Source organism: Francisella sp. LA112445, assembly GCF_012224145.1.
Lineage (GTDB): Bacteria > Pseudomonadota > Gammaproteobacteria > Francisellales > Francisellaceae > Francisella.
Genome location: NZ_CP041030.1, coordinates 1,649,081 through 1,664,295 on the forward strand (window position 1 = coordinate 1,649,081; position 15,215 = coordinate 1,664,295).

Here is a 15,215-nt window from a genome sequence, read left to right on the forward strand (position 1 = left end):
ATACTTTTTTTTCAAAAAAATATGTTATTGTTTTGTGAATAAAGTAAACTATTAGTAAATTTGTTAATCCAACTATTTCTTTATAAAAAATCATGAGTAATGAAACTAAAATAAACAAAACTAATTTTATAAAAAATATTATAAAAAAAGATCTAGGAACTAAAAAGGTTTCAAGCATACTAACAAGGTTTCCGCCTGAGCCAAATGGGTATTTGCATATTGGACATGCGAAATCTATCTGCCTAAATTTTAGTATTGCAAAAGAGTTTGATGGGAAATGTAACTTACGTTTTGATGATACAAATCCTGATAAAGAGGATATCGAATATATAAACGCTATCCAAGAGGATGTTCAATGGTTAGGGTTTACATGGCAGAATGACCCTCACTTTGCTTCAGAATATTTTGATAAAATGTATGAGCTAGCTGTATTACTTATTAAAAAAGGTAAAGCTTATGTTTGTGATTTATCAGCTGAACAAGTTAGAGAATATCGAGGCACTTTAAAAGAGGTTGGAAAAGATAGTCCATATAGAAATCGCTCTATTGAAGAAAACCTAGAGCTTTTCCAAGCAATGAAAGATGGTAAGTTCCCTGAAGGAAGCAAAACATTAAGAGCCAAAATTGATATGTCCTCAGGTAATATAAACCTAAGAGACCCTGCTCTATATAGAATAAAATTCTCAAACCACCCTAAAACTGGTGACAAATGGTGTATATATCCTATGTATAGCTTTGCTCATCCTCTAGAAGATGCTATAGAAGGTATTACACATTCACTATGTACTTTAGAGTTCCAAGATCAAAGACCTTTTTACGACTGGGTAGTCTCTGAAACAGAGTTTGAGGAAAAACCTCAGCAGATTGAGTTTTCTAGACTTAACTTGAACTATACAATAACAAGTAAAAGAAAACTAAAATACCTAGTAGATAATAAGCTTGTCAATGGCTGGGATGACCCTCGTATGCCGACTCTCAAAGGCTATCGTCGTAGAGGCTACACGCCAGAATCAATTCGTAACTTCTGTGAGCTGGTAGGAATATCTAAGCAAGACTCTATAATTGATGTATCTGTTTTAGAAGAATCAATCCGTGATGATCTAAATAAAAATGCACTAAGAAAAAATGCCGTATTAGATCCGGTAAAAGTAACTATTATAGATATGCCTAGTCATGAGCTAAACGTACCGAACCATCCTCAAGACCCAGATTTTGGTCGTCGTGATATTAGCATATCTTCAGAGATTTATATCGAAAGAGATGATTTTGTATTTGAACTAGAAAAGGGTATGAAAAAGCTTAGTCCTAATGGCAGAGTCCGCTTAATGAATGGTTATGTCATCGAGTGTCTTGAAGTTATAACTGATGAAACAGGAAACGTTATTGAGTTAAAATGTTCATACTTACCAGAAACACTAGGTGGCAAAAAGCCAGATGATGGTATAAAACCAAATGGAATTATCCATTGGGTTGATGCTAATAACTGTTTAGATGCTGAAGTAAGAATATATGATCGTTTATTTAATGATGAAAATCCTGGAAGTTTTGATAATATCGAAGAAATCATAAACCCAGAATCTTTACAAATCATAAAGAATGCTAAAGTTGAAAGATCTCTTGAAGATGTAACTCCTGAGCAACGTTTTCAGTTTAATAGGATTGGTTATTTTATCTCAGATATTAAAGACTGTAAAAAAGATCAGCTTGTATTTAATAGAACTGTAACTCTTAGAAATACTTGGGAAGTAAAAAAGTAAAATCTTCAAATTAAAATCTTCTAATCATTAAATTAGCTTATATTTAAACATTCTTATTTACAAACTTTCTTAATAATAAAATTGAAAGACTTGTTAATACTGCTAAAACAATAAACGTATCTAAGCCATCACACATATTTGCTTTAGCTAAGCTTAGGTTAGTTTCGGATATATAGAAGAAACTAGCTATAAAGCCCCCAAGCTTACCACCTACACCTAAAGTAACTAGCCATATCCCCATATATAATGCTACAAAACCTTTTGGCGCTATTTTTGTAATCATTGATAAGCCAATTGCAGATAAAGATAACTCTGAAATACCCAAAATTATATAACCAAATATAATCCCATAGGCAGCAACCTTAGTCCCCTCTGAAGAGACAAGTATTGAAACTAGTATAATTAAAAATGTCACAATCATTAGTACAAAAGCTATATTAAACTTATCGACATCTTCTATTTTATTGCCTCTCTTATCCAAATATATCCAAAACTTACCCAAGATACTCGCAAAAAACAAAACACTAAGTGACTCAACACTTAAAAATTGACTCGGATTTAGTAATGAGTTATCCACAGAATATTGAGTAAATAGTAATAAGCTAATAAACATTTGGAAGTACAATCCCCAATATATTATTGATAATGAGAAAAATATTCCTGCTACTATAACTTTTTTAATACTAGATTTTTTTATCGAAAGTACAAGGATTACTATAGCTCCAACCAAAGCCACAATTATAGAAAAATTAGCTATTATAGGTTGTTTAAATATATAAAATAAAATAACAATGTACACAGCTAATAAAACACTTACTTTTAAAATAATCGATACGGTAAGTTTAAAATCTATAATATGTTTGCCTACAAACTTAAATCCTAAAAGAAGTAAACATAGCATAAAGATACTAACAGCCATGCTACTATAGAACGGTGCGCCAAAGCCATAATTATCTTTTAACCAGCTAGCTATAAATAGTGCCCCAAAACTACCTAGGTTTATCCCCATATAGAAAATATTAAAACCAAAATCTCTTTTTGAATCATTTAAAGTAGATTTATCATAAAACCTTCCTATAAAAGCAGACATATTAGATTTTATAAGCCCTGTACTTACCGAGATAAAGCTTAGTCCTAAATATAAGACTGTTTGGCTAGTTGATACCGCTATGATAAAAAAGCCGCCAACCATAAAAAATGATCCTAGTAATCCAGCCCTATAATAACCAAGATATCGTTCTGCTATAAATCCTCCTAAAATAGCTGAGATATACACCATCGCAAGAGTAGTACCTACCAACGATGCTGACAAGCTTTGAGATATTTGAAATTTATCTATCAAATAAAATATTAATAATGATTGAATTATGTAATAACCATATCTCTCAGCGAATTCTGCTAATGATGTTATGGCTAAAACTTTTTTTTCCTCTTTAAGATCTTTAGAATCTATTTTTTGTGTAACCATACTTTAGTAATAACAATTAAAAATTAAATGAACATAACTAGTATAATAACATAGATAAACTAACAAATTTTGATTATTCTAATTCTAAAAGCTCTTCCCAAAGAGCATATTTTTCCTCTAATTCTTGGTTCAGCTGATCTAATTGATTTTGAGTTTTTGTTATTTCTTGTTGAGCTTGTTGATAAAAATCTAACTCACCCATTTGTGCCTCTATCTTAGAGATATTATTCTCCAATTTCTCTATTTGATTAGGTAGATTTCGTAATTGTTTACGTTGCTCATAAGTCAGTTTATTTTTAGGCTCATCAACTTTTTTAGGTGCTTTAACTTGCTCAACTTGTTTTTGCTGTGATATCCAATCATCATATCCACCAACATACTCATTTAAATGACCTTGTTCAAATACTATTGAACTTGTCGCAACGTTATTTATAAACTCTCTATCATGACTAACTAAAATTATAGTACCTTGATAGTTAATTAGCATTTCCTCTAGGATTTCTAAAGTTTCAATATCTAAATCATTAGTAGGTTCATCAAGAACTATTACATTACTAGGCTTAGATAAAATCTTAGCTAATAGTAAACGATTTTTCTCCCCGCCTGATAAATGTGTAATCGGAGAATGCAACCTCTCTGGTGTAAATAAGAACTTTTGTAAATATGTTATTACATGAGTTTCTTTGCCATTTATATTAAGAAAATCAGAACCTTCTTTAACATTATCAATAATACTTAAGCTTTCATCTAGCTGATCTCTTAGCTGATCAAAATATGCTATCTTAATATTATCTGCTAATACCACATTCCCTTGTGTAGGTTTTTCAATACCTAATAAGCAATTTAAAAGTGTAGTTTTCCCACAACCATTTTGACCTATTATCGCAATTTTATCTGATTTGTGAATCTCTGTTGAGAAGTCTTTAAAAAGATAGCTTCCTTGATACTCAAAACCAATATTGTTTGCTTGGATAACTTTCTTAGACGATTTCTCAGCTTGTGCAACTTTGATATCCGCCCTGCCAACACCTTCTCGTCTTTGTTTACGTTCACGTCTCATTTGCTCTAGAGCCCTAACACGCCCTTCATTTCTTGTTCTCCGAGCTTTTATACCCTGACGAATCCATGCTTCTTCTTGAGCTAGCTTCTTATCAAACTCACTATTAGCTTTCTCTTGTGCATCTAAAATCTGCTCTTTTTTTTCTAAAAACTTAGTGTAATTCCCATCAAAGGAATATAAGTGTCCTCTATCTAACTCAATAATACTTTTTGCAACATTATTTAAAAACTTCCTATCATGTGTAATAAAAAGTATAGCTCCACTAAAATTAGCCAAGAACTCCTCTAACCACTTAATAGAATCTATATCAAGATGGTTTGTTGGCTCATCTAAAAGTAATAAATCAGGTCTATTTATCAATGCTCGAGCAAGTATAACTCTTCTTTTCATTCCACCAGATAGGTCTTTAAATTGAGCTTTTGAATCAAGACTAAGTTTTGATGCTAAGACTTCTACATCATTAAGGTAACTCCAACCATGATTTTCATCTATATATTTATGTAAAGATTCTAACTCTGCTGATTGAGGATCATGTTCTAGAACATTTTGGTATGAGATCAGTTTTTTTCCAAGCTCGCCTAAACCTTGTAGTATAACATCACTAATACTCCCACTAATATCACTAGGAACTTCCTGAATCATGCTAGCAACTTTAGCATTATTGTGAACTATAACTTCGCCATCATCTGGAATGACCTTTCCTTCAATGACTTTTAATAAAGATGATTTACCTGTACCATTACGGCCAATCAAACACACTCTTTGTCCTTTAGATATATCAAGATCAACTTGATCTAAAACTATATGTGTACCAAAATTAAGACTTATATTTTTTAAAGATATTAATTGCATTTAAGAAAATAAAACAATATTAATTAAATTGGCTATTATTGTACCCTCTCACGCAAGATTTTGATAGAAAATACAAAAATAATCGCAGCACTAAAGTACATAATCGAACCAAATGATATAGGCGATGATGGCGATATTGCTGATAAATGCCCCATCATAATATCATTTAAGAACCACGCTAATCCAAATCCTGCTCCAGCTGCCCCCATTGCTTTACCTTGTTCTTTATCAGAAACAGCATCAGATATCATTGATAGTAAAGCTGTATAGCAAATTAGCTGAGCAACCGATACTATAACGGCTAATAGCCATTGGACTTCTTGATTAGCTAAAATAGCAACGAATGCAAAACCTATACCGCATATAACAGCAGATCGAACAAAAGCTACTTGCTTTGATGCTTTAGCAAAAATCTTAGGCTGAATTGTAATACTTGCAATAGCTGTCGATAACCCCATTACTGCATAGAAAAGCCCTGTTAGAGATATACTATAGTGATATGTCAAATTCAAGAATAATGCTACACCTTGACCATAAAATCCCCATGCACATTGTATAAGTAAGTAAACAACCCCAATTAGCCTAACTCTTTTATCAGATAGTAAAAATGATATCGTTTTATATATTGTTTCTAATTCAACAACTAACCCAGGGTTTTTAGGCAGATCCTTCTTCATAACTATCACAATAAAGATCATATTTATAAAAGATAAAAGTGCAGCAAACATAAATGGTATCATATGATTAATACTCATAGATGAGACAAAACTAGTTACAATAGGACCAACCACAAAACCTAATGATGCCGCCATTGTAATATAACCTAAGTTCTTAGATTTTTCTTCTTCTGAGGATATATCAATAACTGCTGCTTGAGCAATTTCAAAAGCTCCTCCTGCTAAACCACTAATGAATCTACTTGAAATAAATAATAAATAATCATGCGAATATATCGCATACGCTGATAGCATATATGAAATACATGTTGTTATTAGTGCAACGATTAATATGATCTTACGACCATATTTATCTGATAATTCACCAATTACTGGACATCCTATTAGTAAGCCTAGTGGCCAACAAGCTAAGGCAATTGAATAATACCAGTTTTGGAAATTACCCCCTGGATCACCAAATGTAATATATGCCTTACCAAAAAATAATGACGGCATTATTGGAAAAACTAAACCAGCCCCCATAATATCAACAATAATTGTTATGATAAGTATAGGAATTAAGATATTCCTTGAGTGAAGATTCATAATATATTAAACCTCATATAAATAAAAATGTAATAATAAAATCTCAAGGCTACATACTATCCTAAAGCCTCTATTTAATCAATATTTTGAAATTTGCAGAATATAGTTATATTCTAAGGATAATCTTTTTAAAGCATTTAAAAACATATTGATATAAAAAGTAAAACTTTCATCTTTATCATTTAAGAACTCAACATCTTTTAATAAAGGCAATATATGTTTTTCAAAGCGCAATAATTCTTTATAACTTATTCTTTTTCTAACTTTAATATCATTAGAAATATCAGACAATGATTGCATAATATATTTCTTAAACTCAATAAAAGCAGGCTCTTTATCTAACTTCTCGATAGTTTTAGCATCAAATGATGCTTCTATATATTCATACATAACGATCATATATCGATATAGTCTGCGAATATATAGGCTCATTTTCTCAAACTCACGCACTTTTTTAGCAGATTTTTCATATTTTAACTCTTTCACAAGTGTCAAATGCTTAGTAAACTCATGAAAAATGCTTTCTCTAAGTTTTTTGTGAGAATGATTACGCTCGATAAAGAGAATATCAAAAAAGTCATGAATCTGTGAAATAGTTTTAGCAAAACTCTCCTTGAGTCTAGTCTCAGCCCTAATAGGAAAAATAAATCTATTTACAATTAGAGAAATTATTATCCCTAAAGATATCTCTACAGCTCTATATATTGCAACTTGGACTCCAGGCTGTTGATTCAATACAATAATAATTAGTGTTATACCTGCTAAAGTTCCTGCATAGCTGTACTTAGATGCTCCAGCAAAATATACTGCTAAAAATATAAATGGTACAGATAGTAAAACTTGGATAATATTATTATCTATAGACGCTACTATTACTGTAGCAACAATTGCTCCTATAAGTGTTCCTAAGAATCTCATAATAGCTTTATCTAATGCACCACCCAAATTTGGTTGGGTTGACATCACAACAAGTATTGTTATTACAATCCATAAATACATTCTTTGGATATCAAGTATATCACCTAATATATCTCCGACTAAATACCCTAGCATTACAGCAACACTTGCTTTAAAAGCATTAATAGCTGCATATTTATTGCTATTTAAAAAAGCAAATTGCATAATCTTTTACTTTATTAGATGCTAACTTTAGAATATTTTAGCATAAAGTGACTTTTTGAAACGGTATAACTACAGCTAATATTTTAATAAACTTTTTTCTTTAATCGCTTTATTGCTAAAACATCTAGCTGTTAAATTATCGCCTTCTTTAGTCTTAAAAGGATTTATTTCATAATGTTAAAAAAAGATAGTAAACTTTTCCTGCTAACATTAGCTTTCTTAACAATGTTAGCTCCTTTTGCAGTGAACACATATTCACCAGCAATCCCTGATATTGCTAAGCACTTCAATATACAAACTAATAGTATAATCTTTACTTTTACAACATATTTCATAGGCTTTTCAATTGGTATTCTTATATGGGGATCTTTATCTGATAAATATGGCAGAAAGCCTTGTCTAATATCAGGAATGTTTTTGTATATAGTAAGCAGCTTATTATGTGCCCATAGTCAAAGTTTTCAGCAACTTGCAATATTTAGATTAATCCAAGGTTTAACTGATTCATCTGGAACTGTTATAGCATTAGCTATTGCAAGAGATTGTTATAATGGTAAAAAACTAACAACTACTCTAGCAAGCTTATCTATAATAAAGTTTATTGCCCCTATTATATCACCTATGATAGGAACAGGACTAATAGTTATGACAGCTAGCTGGCAAAGCTCATTTTATTTTTTATTTGCTTTTGGGGTGTTACTGATTATTCTTTGTAGTTTATTACCAGAAACACATCATATTAATCAACGACAAAAATCTATCACGAAACTGTTGGTTGCTTATTTAAAGCATCTGAAGAATTTAGAATTCATAGCATATGCCATATGCTCAGGACTTTTATTTTCCGCCTTCTTTAGCTATGTTGGTGCATCTTCAGTCATCTATCTAAAAGTCTATAATACTGGATATATATTATATATCTTATATTTTGCTGCAACAGCACTAGGATTAATCTTAGCAAATTTCACCTTAAAAAAACTTAGTAATTATTTCCAGCTAAAAACATTTACATTTATTGGTATTAGCATAGCATTAATAGGTGTCATTATCATGTTGATATATACTCATACTCAGTATAGACACGCTTATATTTTTATGATATTAATGCTTAATATATGCTATGGTGAAAGTTTATGCTCAACATCTCTTTTAAGTCAGTCATTACAGTTAGTGCCTGCTAATTTTGGATCCGCAACTGCTTTAACCAATTTTTTTAAATTTTCACTTGCTGGATTTGCAAACTTTATAATGAGCTTTTCAAGTGTACATAAGCTACTCTCAAACCTTCCTATGCTTCAGCTTATTATTATCCTAATTACGGTAGCTATTATATATACAATTAAAATTTATAAAAAAAACCTAGATGATTAAATCATCTACCTTACAGCCTCATACTTTATTTATTTATTAAGTAAATCTCACAATCTTATATAAGGTACTAGAGATAATATTAAACAAAATTTGAGATTCTTAAAAGACACTGAGATAAATTATATTATTAAGCATCTGTCCAATCATTAATGTGATTTTTAGGTATGCAGTTTACTGCTGAAAGTCCATTATCCGGACCTAGAATCCATGCATTTAGATCTTCTATGGTAACTCCTGTTTGTATAGTTTTATTGTAGGCAACAAAATTAGATTTGCCTCCTGTTAAAATAAACTGGACACCTGAAGCGATACATCCATCTTTAGCATTACATTTTTTACCAATAATTGAGCCTGCATTAACTGAATCTTGTACAAGTAAAACCTGACCTTTAGGACATATTACTTTTATAGTTGTATTACCTTTTTTTGCTACAACTCTAACACCATTGTTAAAAGTAGCCATATGCCAAGCTTGATTTGGCCAACCTCTAACTGTTCTAACATTTATAGAATTAGGTGTTTCTATAACTCTAGAGTTTTGGTAGTTACTCTTTGGAGTACAGCCTACCAAGAAGATAAAAAATGATAACACTATAATCGTTATTGTTTTTTTCATATAGCAAATAAGTGTTAACTTATAATTTAAATATAAATTAAATTTTAATTAATCACATTTTTTTTGCAGCAAATATACTTATTTCTATAATAAAGTTTGATAACAAATTTCTTTCTTTAATATCTTTGTTTGCTAAAATATACCATGCTAAATTATCTACCTCTTAGATCTTAAAGGATTCTCTCATGATAATAAAAAAAGATAGTAAACTATTCCTGTTGACCTTAGCTTTTTTAGCTATGCTACCACCGTTTGCGGTAAATACTTATGCGCCTGCTATTCCCGATATTGCAAATCATTTTAATGTACAACCTAGTGATGTAATTTTTACATTTACAACATATTTTATTGGATTTTCAATCGGTATGCTCTTATGGGGATCTCTATCGGATAAATATGGTAGAAAACGTTGCCTAATTTCAGGAATGTTTCTATATATAGTAAGCACTTTTCTATGTGCTCATAGTCAAAGTTTCTCACAGCTTGCAATATTTCGATTAATTCAAGGTTTAACTGATTCATCTGGAACTGTAATAGCATTAGCTATTGCAAGAGATTGTTACAATGGCAAGAAATTAACAAATACTATTGCAACTCTATCAATAATAATGCTAATCTCACCGATGATTTCACCAATGATAGGAACGGGCTTAATAGTTTTAACATCTAGTTGGCAGAGTTCGTTTCATTTTTTATCTACATTTGGCGTATTATTACTAATTCTATGTAGTCTATTACCTGAAACTCATCATATTGAACAAAGACAAAGATCTATAAAAAAACTACTCACTGCCTATTTTTGTCATTTTAAAAATATAAAGTTTATAGCATATACTATTTGTTCTGGACTTTTATTTGCTGCCTTTTTTAGCTATGTTGGAGCTGCTTCAATTATCTACCTTAAAGTTTACAATACTGGATATGCTTTATATGTGATCTATTTTGCAATAACTGTAATTGGACTAATATTGGCAAATTTTACTTTAAAAAAACTTAGCGAATCATTTCCATTAAAAGTCTTCTCATATGCTGGACTTAGCATATCTCTTGCTGGAGTATTAATGATGCTGTTATATAACCATAGTGGCTTTAATCATGCATATATTTTTATGATTATAATGCTAGCCATATGCTATGGTGTGAGTCTAAGTTCAACATCACTTTTAAGCGAATCATTACAACTAGTCTCAATCAATTTTGGATCTGCTACTGCTTTAAATAACTTTTTCAAATTCTCATTAGCTGGATTCGCGAACTTTATAATGAGTTTTTCTGCTGGACATAAATTACTATCAAACCTCCCAATACAACAGTTAACTATTATTCTAATTACAGTAGCTACACTGTATATAGTTAAGTTCACAAAAGGAGCTAATAATTAAATTCTTTGTCTTACAGTTTCATATAAAGCAATACCAGTAGCTACAGAGACATTTAAGCTTGAAACCTCACCAAACATTGGTAGTTTAGCTAAAAAGTCACAGCTTGCTTTAGTACGCTGACGCATACCACTTCCTTCTGCACCTGCAATTATCGCAATAGAGTCACTTAAATTCATATCATATAAACTCTCATCTGCTTCACCAGCTAGACCAATAATCCAAACACCCAGTTCTTTTAGCTTTTCAATTGCCCTAGCTAAGTTTGTAACTACCATTATTTTTGTATGCTCGGCAGCTCCACAAGCCACTTTTTTGACTGTCGCATTTATCGGCGCACTATTATCTTTAGGTACAATAATAAAATCGACTCCAGCAGAGTGAGCACTACGAATACACGCACCAAAATTATGAGGATCCTGAACACTGTCTAATATTAAGATAAAGGTATTTTTATCCTCAGGTATTAGATTTTTTATATCCTTTTCTGTATATGTTTTAAAATCATTTTTCTCTATTGCAAAAATATTTTGATGATTAGCATCTTTTCTTATACGACCCGGTAATGCTTTAAAGTTATCAATAAAAGTGATCTTAATATTTTTTATCTCTGCATTAGAGATAATACTCTCTATTTTAGGATTAATACTCTGCTGTTTTTTAAATACAATCACTTCTTTAGCTTGATTTGACTCTACCAAACTATCAACTGCATGTATTCCATAAATTAAACTACTCACCTATGCCTCCACAAGCTCAACTAGCTTTTCTCTTAAACCATCAAATGAACCATTACTCATCATAACAATCTGAATATTACTATTTTGATGTTTAATTATTAAGTCTTTAATATTTTTAATAAAATCTTCTACATTAGTCATAAAACTAACATTATTAGAATTCTTCAAAAGCTCTTTAGCATTCCACTTTAATAAACTATGGTTATATAAAAGGACCTGATCTGCATCAACTATAGCCATAGGGAGATTATCTTTGTTATCACCTTGTCTCATAGTATTTGAACGAGGATCAATTAAAGCCAAAATATAAGCTTTTGGATCCTTGTTACGTACAGCTTCTATAGTTAGCTTTATAGATGTTGGATGATGAGCAAAATCATCATACAAAGTAATATTATCTTTATTAGATAAGACTTCTAAACGTCTTTTAACACCTTTAAAACTCGCTAAAGCTTTTTTAATATCATCATCTGAGATATTTAGCTGCTTTGCTACAGCATAAGCACTCATCGCATTTAATGCATTATGTTCACCTATTAATCCCCATGAGATATCTACATTTTTGTGATCATTACTCAGCTTAAACTCAGAGAAATCAGGTAAGTTTTCGCGAATATGAATACCTTCATATGAATTAATCTTTGTAGTTTCAGACCAACAACCCATAGCTATAATATTTTGTACATTCTTATCTGCTGCATTATAGATAATATTCGCATTAGCTGGCATTTTTCTAATAAGCTGATGAAACTGCCAATATATAGCATCAATATCCTTAAAAATATCAGCATGATCATATTCAATATTATTTATAACAAAAATACTCGGGGCATAATGTATTAATTTTGAACGTTTATCAAAAAAGGCCGTATCATACTCATCTGCTTCTATAACAAAATACTCAGAATCAGTATAACGTGACGAAACACCAAAATCACTACTTACACCACCAACCAAAAAGTTAGGATTTAGACCTGCTTGTTCAAGAACCTTTATAGTCATTGTTGTAGTAGTGGTTTTACCATGAGTTCCAGCTATTGCAATAACCTTTTTATATTTAAGAATATTTTGGTATAACCATTCTGGACCTGAAAAGTAATTTAGTTTATCTTCAAGAATCTTTTCTATTATTGGCATTCCTCTTGTCATAATATTACCAATAATAATTTCATCTGGATTTATATCTAACTGTGAGCAATCAAACCCTTGTAATATTTCAATTCCTTGAGATTCAAGATATGTGCTCATCGGAGGATATACATTAGTATCAGATCCTGTAACTTTATAGCCTTTTTGTTTTGCTAAAACAGCTAAAGAGCCCATAAAAGTCCCACAGATACCTAAGATATGAATATGTTTTGACATTAATTGATTTTAAGCATTTACAAAATTTGCTAAATTATAGCAGTTTATAATTTTTAAATATACTTGTAGTTTATTTATACTTTATAGCTTAAGCAATCTAGCTCGTTTAATAGATTATCTTGGTATTACAAAAATTATTATTTATACTTATATCAAGATTTAAATGTCTGAGGATAAATTATGTTTATCGAGTTTGCTCTGGAAAGTAAAGTTCTTAAATTTGGGGAGTTTACTCTAAAATCAGGACGTATAAGTCCATATTTTTTTAATGCTGGTTTGTTTAACTCTGGTAGTCAGCTTGCAACATTAGCAGATTATTATGCTCAAAAAATTGCTCAAAGTAATATTAAGTACGATGTTTTATTTGGCCCTGCATATAAAGGAATCCCTTTGGTAGCTGCTATTTCAACAGTTTTGGCTCTCAAATATAATATTGATATCCCCTATGCTTTTGATCGCAAAGAGGCTAAAGCTCATGGCGAGGGTGGTGTTTTTGTTGGCGCTGATATGACAGATAAAAAAGTCTTGTTAGTTGATGATGTAATGACAGCTGGTACAGCTTTTTATGAATCATATGATAAACTTAAAACAATAAATGCAGAAATTGCAGGCGTTGTACTGTCGATCGACCGCCAAGAAAAAGCTAAAGATAGTAATATTTCAGCGACAAAAAAGATCTCTCAAGACTTTAATATACCTGTGCTAGCTGTGACAAACTTTGAAAGCATCTTTGAGTATGTTAAAGAGAATCTTGATAAAGAGATGATTAATAAATTTAAAGATTACCGTAAAAAATATGGCTCATAATAAAGATATATATATAATCGCAGATTTACACCTAAATATTTCTCATGTTGAGACTGCTGAAGTATTTAAAAAGTTCATAGAAAGTATCTCATCTGAAAATAATTGTCTTTATATTCTCGGTGATTTTTTTGATTATTGGATAGGTGATGATCATACAGATGAGTTTTATCACCAAATTACAGGATATCTAAAACAAGCTCATGATAAAGGTTTAGAAATCTTTTTTATGCACGGTAATCGCGATTTTCTAATTGGTAAAAAGTTTACTCAGCAAAGTGGTGTTAAATTAATCAAAGATCCATATTATTTAGATATTGCTAATGAAAAAATAGTTTTAGCTCATGGGGATCGTATGTGTGGCGATGATAAAAGCTATTTGTTTTATAGATCTCTAGCTAGAAATAGAGTTTTACAATTCATATTTTTAAAACTACCACTCTTTTTCCGTCAAAGACTAGCTAAAACAGCCCGTAGCCATAGCTATTCTAAAAACACCCAAAAGCCAAATATTGATGTCACGGCAAAAGCTATCAACAAGTATCGTAAAGATTGTGATATTGTGATTCATGGTCATACCCATAAAATGGCTATACACACCAATAATGACTATACTAGATACGTATTAGGAGATTGGTTTAAAAATGGTAATTATATAAAAATATCTAAAAATGGTGACATAACACAAGTCACTAGTATCAGCTAAATAAATTAATAAATACTTTGAATAAATTGCTATCATATTCTATTCTACTTAATATAACTCTCTAGTTTTTTAGATAATATAAGGAGTAGAATAATGTTAAAAAAATCATTAATTACTTTTTCGAGTCTAATTGGATTATCATCTATCTCAATGGCCGCCGATTTTAATGACTATCAAGATTCTGCTGGAGCGACTCTACTTCCTATAATATTTCTAGTATTCTTTGCTATCTACATATTTATTTCTGTTAGATATATCATGTCGCAACAGAGCTTATCTAATGCTTATAGTGATGCCAACCAAACAGATAAAATTAGTGGTGCGTGGTTTTGGACTCAACTAATACCGCTATGGAATATGGTAGCTATTATCGTTTGTGTTACTAAAATATCTGAACAAGCAAAAACTTTCTCTCAGAATACTGGCATAAAAGCAACTTATAATCCAACTTTGTTTTATTGCTATTTTGGCATTAGCTTCCTATCTATGATTCCTTTAATTGGCTTAGTTGCAATTTTAGCCTCTTTTATTCTTTGGATTATATTTTGGGTAAACCTGTCTTCTTCAAAAAAACAGGTTCTCGAACACATATCTCAAAGACTTTTGATTTAATGACTTGCTGTTATTTCCCCACGAAGACAGAAATATCTTAAATAACCAGGAGATCCCCGTGTCAAGCACGAGGATGACAATGATTTTTATAGAGTTCTATT

The 15,215-nt window shown here is 30.8% G+C and carries 13 protein-coding genes; 6 read left to right on the plus strand and 7 right to left on the minus strand.

Translation table 11 applies throughout. The features are described 5' to 3' along the window. Window positions 1–92 precede the first annotated feature (92 nt). The gene (locus FIP56_RS08075; RefSeq protein ID WP_192578416.1) at window positions 93–1,757 is read left to right on the plus strand and encodes a glutamine--tRNA ligase/YqeY domain fusion protein; all 1,665 of its coding nucleotides are present in this window, start codon (window positions 93–95) and stop codon (window positions 1,755–1,757) included. A 43-nt stretch (window positions 1,758–1,800) separates the two neighbouring features. Here the strand turns inward: FIP56_RS08075 and FIP56_RS08080 are convergent, their stop codons facing one another. The 4 genes from FIP56_RS08080 to FIP56_RS08095 all read right to left on the minus strand — a co-directional run bounded on the left by FIP56_RS08080 (window position 1,801) and on the right by FIP56_RS08095 (window position 7,521). Beyond that, window positions 1,801–3,225 carry a peptide MFS transporter gene (locus tag FIP56_RS08080; RefSeq protein ID WP_192578417.1) on the minus strand — a complete coding sequence of 475 codons (1,425 nt, stop codon included), beginning with the start codon at window positions 3,223–3,225 and terminating at the stop codon, window positions 1,801–1,803. A 73-nt stretch (window positions 3,226–3,298) separates the two neighbouring features. Next, window positions 3,299–5,137 carry an ATP-binding cassette domain-containing protein gene (locus FIP56_RS08085; protein WP_192578418.1) on the minus strand — a complete coding sequence of 613 codons (1,839 nt, stop codon included), beginning with the start codon at window positions 5,135–5,137 and terminating at the stop codon, window positions 3,299–3,301. 35 nt (window positions 5,138–5,172) lie between these two features. Next, window positions 5,173–6,399, minus strand: coding sequence for an MFS transporter (locus tag FIP56_RS08090; protein ID WP_192578419.1), 1,227 nt, complete (start codon window positions 6,397–6,399; stop codon window positions 5,173–5,175). A gap of 78 nt (window positions 6,400–6,477) precedes the next feature. Next, window positions 6,478–7,521 (minus strand): FUSC family protein, encoded by a 1,044-nt coding sequence (locus FIP56_RS08095; RefSeq protein WP_192578420.1) that lies wholly within the window; start codon window positions 7,519–7,521, stop codon window positions 6,478–6,480. 174 nt (window positions 7,522–7,695) lie between these two features. Between FIP56_RS08095 and FIP56_RS08100 the strand changes: the two genes are divergently transcribed. Continuing rightward, entirely contained in the window at window positions 7,696–8,892 is a 1,197-nt protein-coding gene (locus FIP56_RS08100) for a multidrug effflux MFS transporter (protein ID WP_192578421.1), read from the plus strand. Between the two features lie 127 nt (window positions 8,893–9,019). Here FIP56_RS08100 and FIP56_RS08105 read toward each other — a convergent pair whose 3' ends face one another. Further along, entirely contained in the window at window positions 9,020–9,508 is a 489-nt protein-coding gene (locus tag FIP56_RS08105; RefSeq protein ID WP_192578422.1) for a hypothetical protein, read from the minus strand. A gap of 188 nt (window positions 9,509–9,696) precedes the next feature. Between FIP56_RS08105 and FIP56_RS08110 the strand changes: the two genes are divergently transcribed. Next, entirely contained in the window at window positions 9,697–10,890 is a 1,194-nt protein-coding gene (locus tag FIP56_RS08110) for a multidrug effflux MFS transporter (protein ID WP_192578874.1), read from the plus strand. On the opposite strand, the gene rlmB is transcribed toward FIP56_RS08110, so the two are convergent. Then, window positions 10,887–11,627, minus strand: a complete 741-nt coding sequence (gene rlmB, locus FIP56_RS08115) for a 23S rRNA (guanosine(2251)-2'-O)-methyltransferase RlmB (RefSeq protein WP_192578423.1) — start codon at window positions 11,625–11,627, stop codon at window positions 10,887–10,889. The genes FIP56_RS08110 and rlmB overlap by 4 nt on opposite strands. Further along, a complete protein-coding gene (mpl, locus tag FIP56_RS08120) occupies window positions 11,628–12,992 on the minus strand; it encodes a UDP-N-acetylmuramate:L-alanyl-gamma-D-glutamyl-meso-diaminopimelate ligase (protein ID WP_192578424.1) in 1,365 nt (454 codons plus the stop codon). A 180-nt stretch (window positions 12,993–13,172) separates the two neighbouring features. Here mpl and pyrE point away from each other — a divergent pair, with 180 nt between their 5' ends. From pyrE to FIP56_RS08135, 3 genes are all read left to right on the plus strand, one after another. After that, window positions 13,173–13,799, plus strand: coding sequence for an orotate phosphoribosyltransferase (gene pyrE / locus FIP56_RS08125; RefSeq protein WP_192578425.1), 627 nt, complete (start codon window positions 13,173–13,175; stop codon window positions 13,797–13,799). Beyond that, window positions 13,789–14,502, plus strand: a complete 714-nt coding sequence (locus FIP56_RS08130) for a UDP-2,3-diacylglucosamine diphosphatase (protein ID WP_192578426.1) — start codon at window positions 13,789–13,791, stop codon at window positions 14,500–14,502. Before pyrE ends, FIP56_RS08130 begins: the two co-directional genes overlap by 11 nt. A 93-nt stretch (window positions 14,503–14,595) precedes the next feature. Next, on the plus strand, window positions 14,596–15,114 hold the full coding sequence (locus tag FIP56_RS08135; protein ID WP_192578427.1) for a hypothetical protein: 519 nt from the start codon (window positions 14,596–14,598) through the stop codon (window positions 15,112–15,114). Window positions 15,115–15,215: the final 101 nt, after the last annotated feature.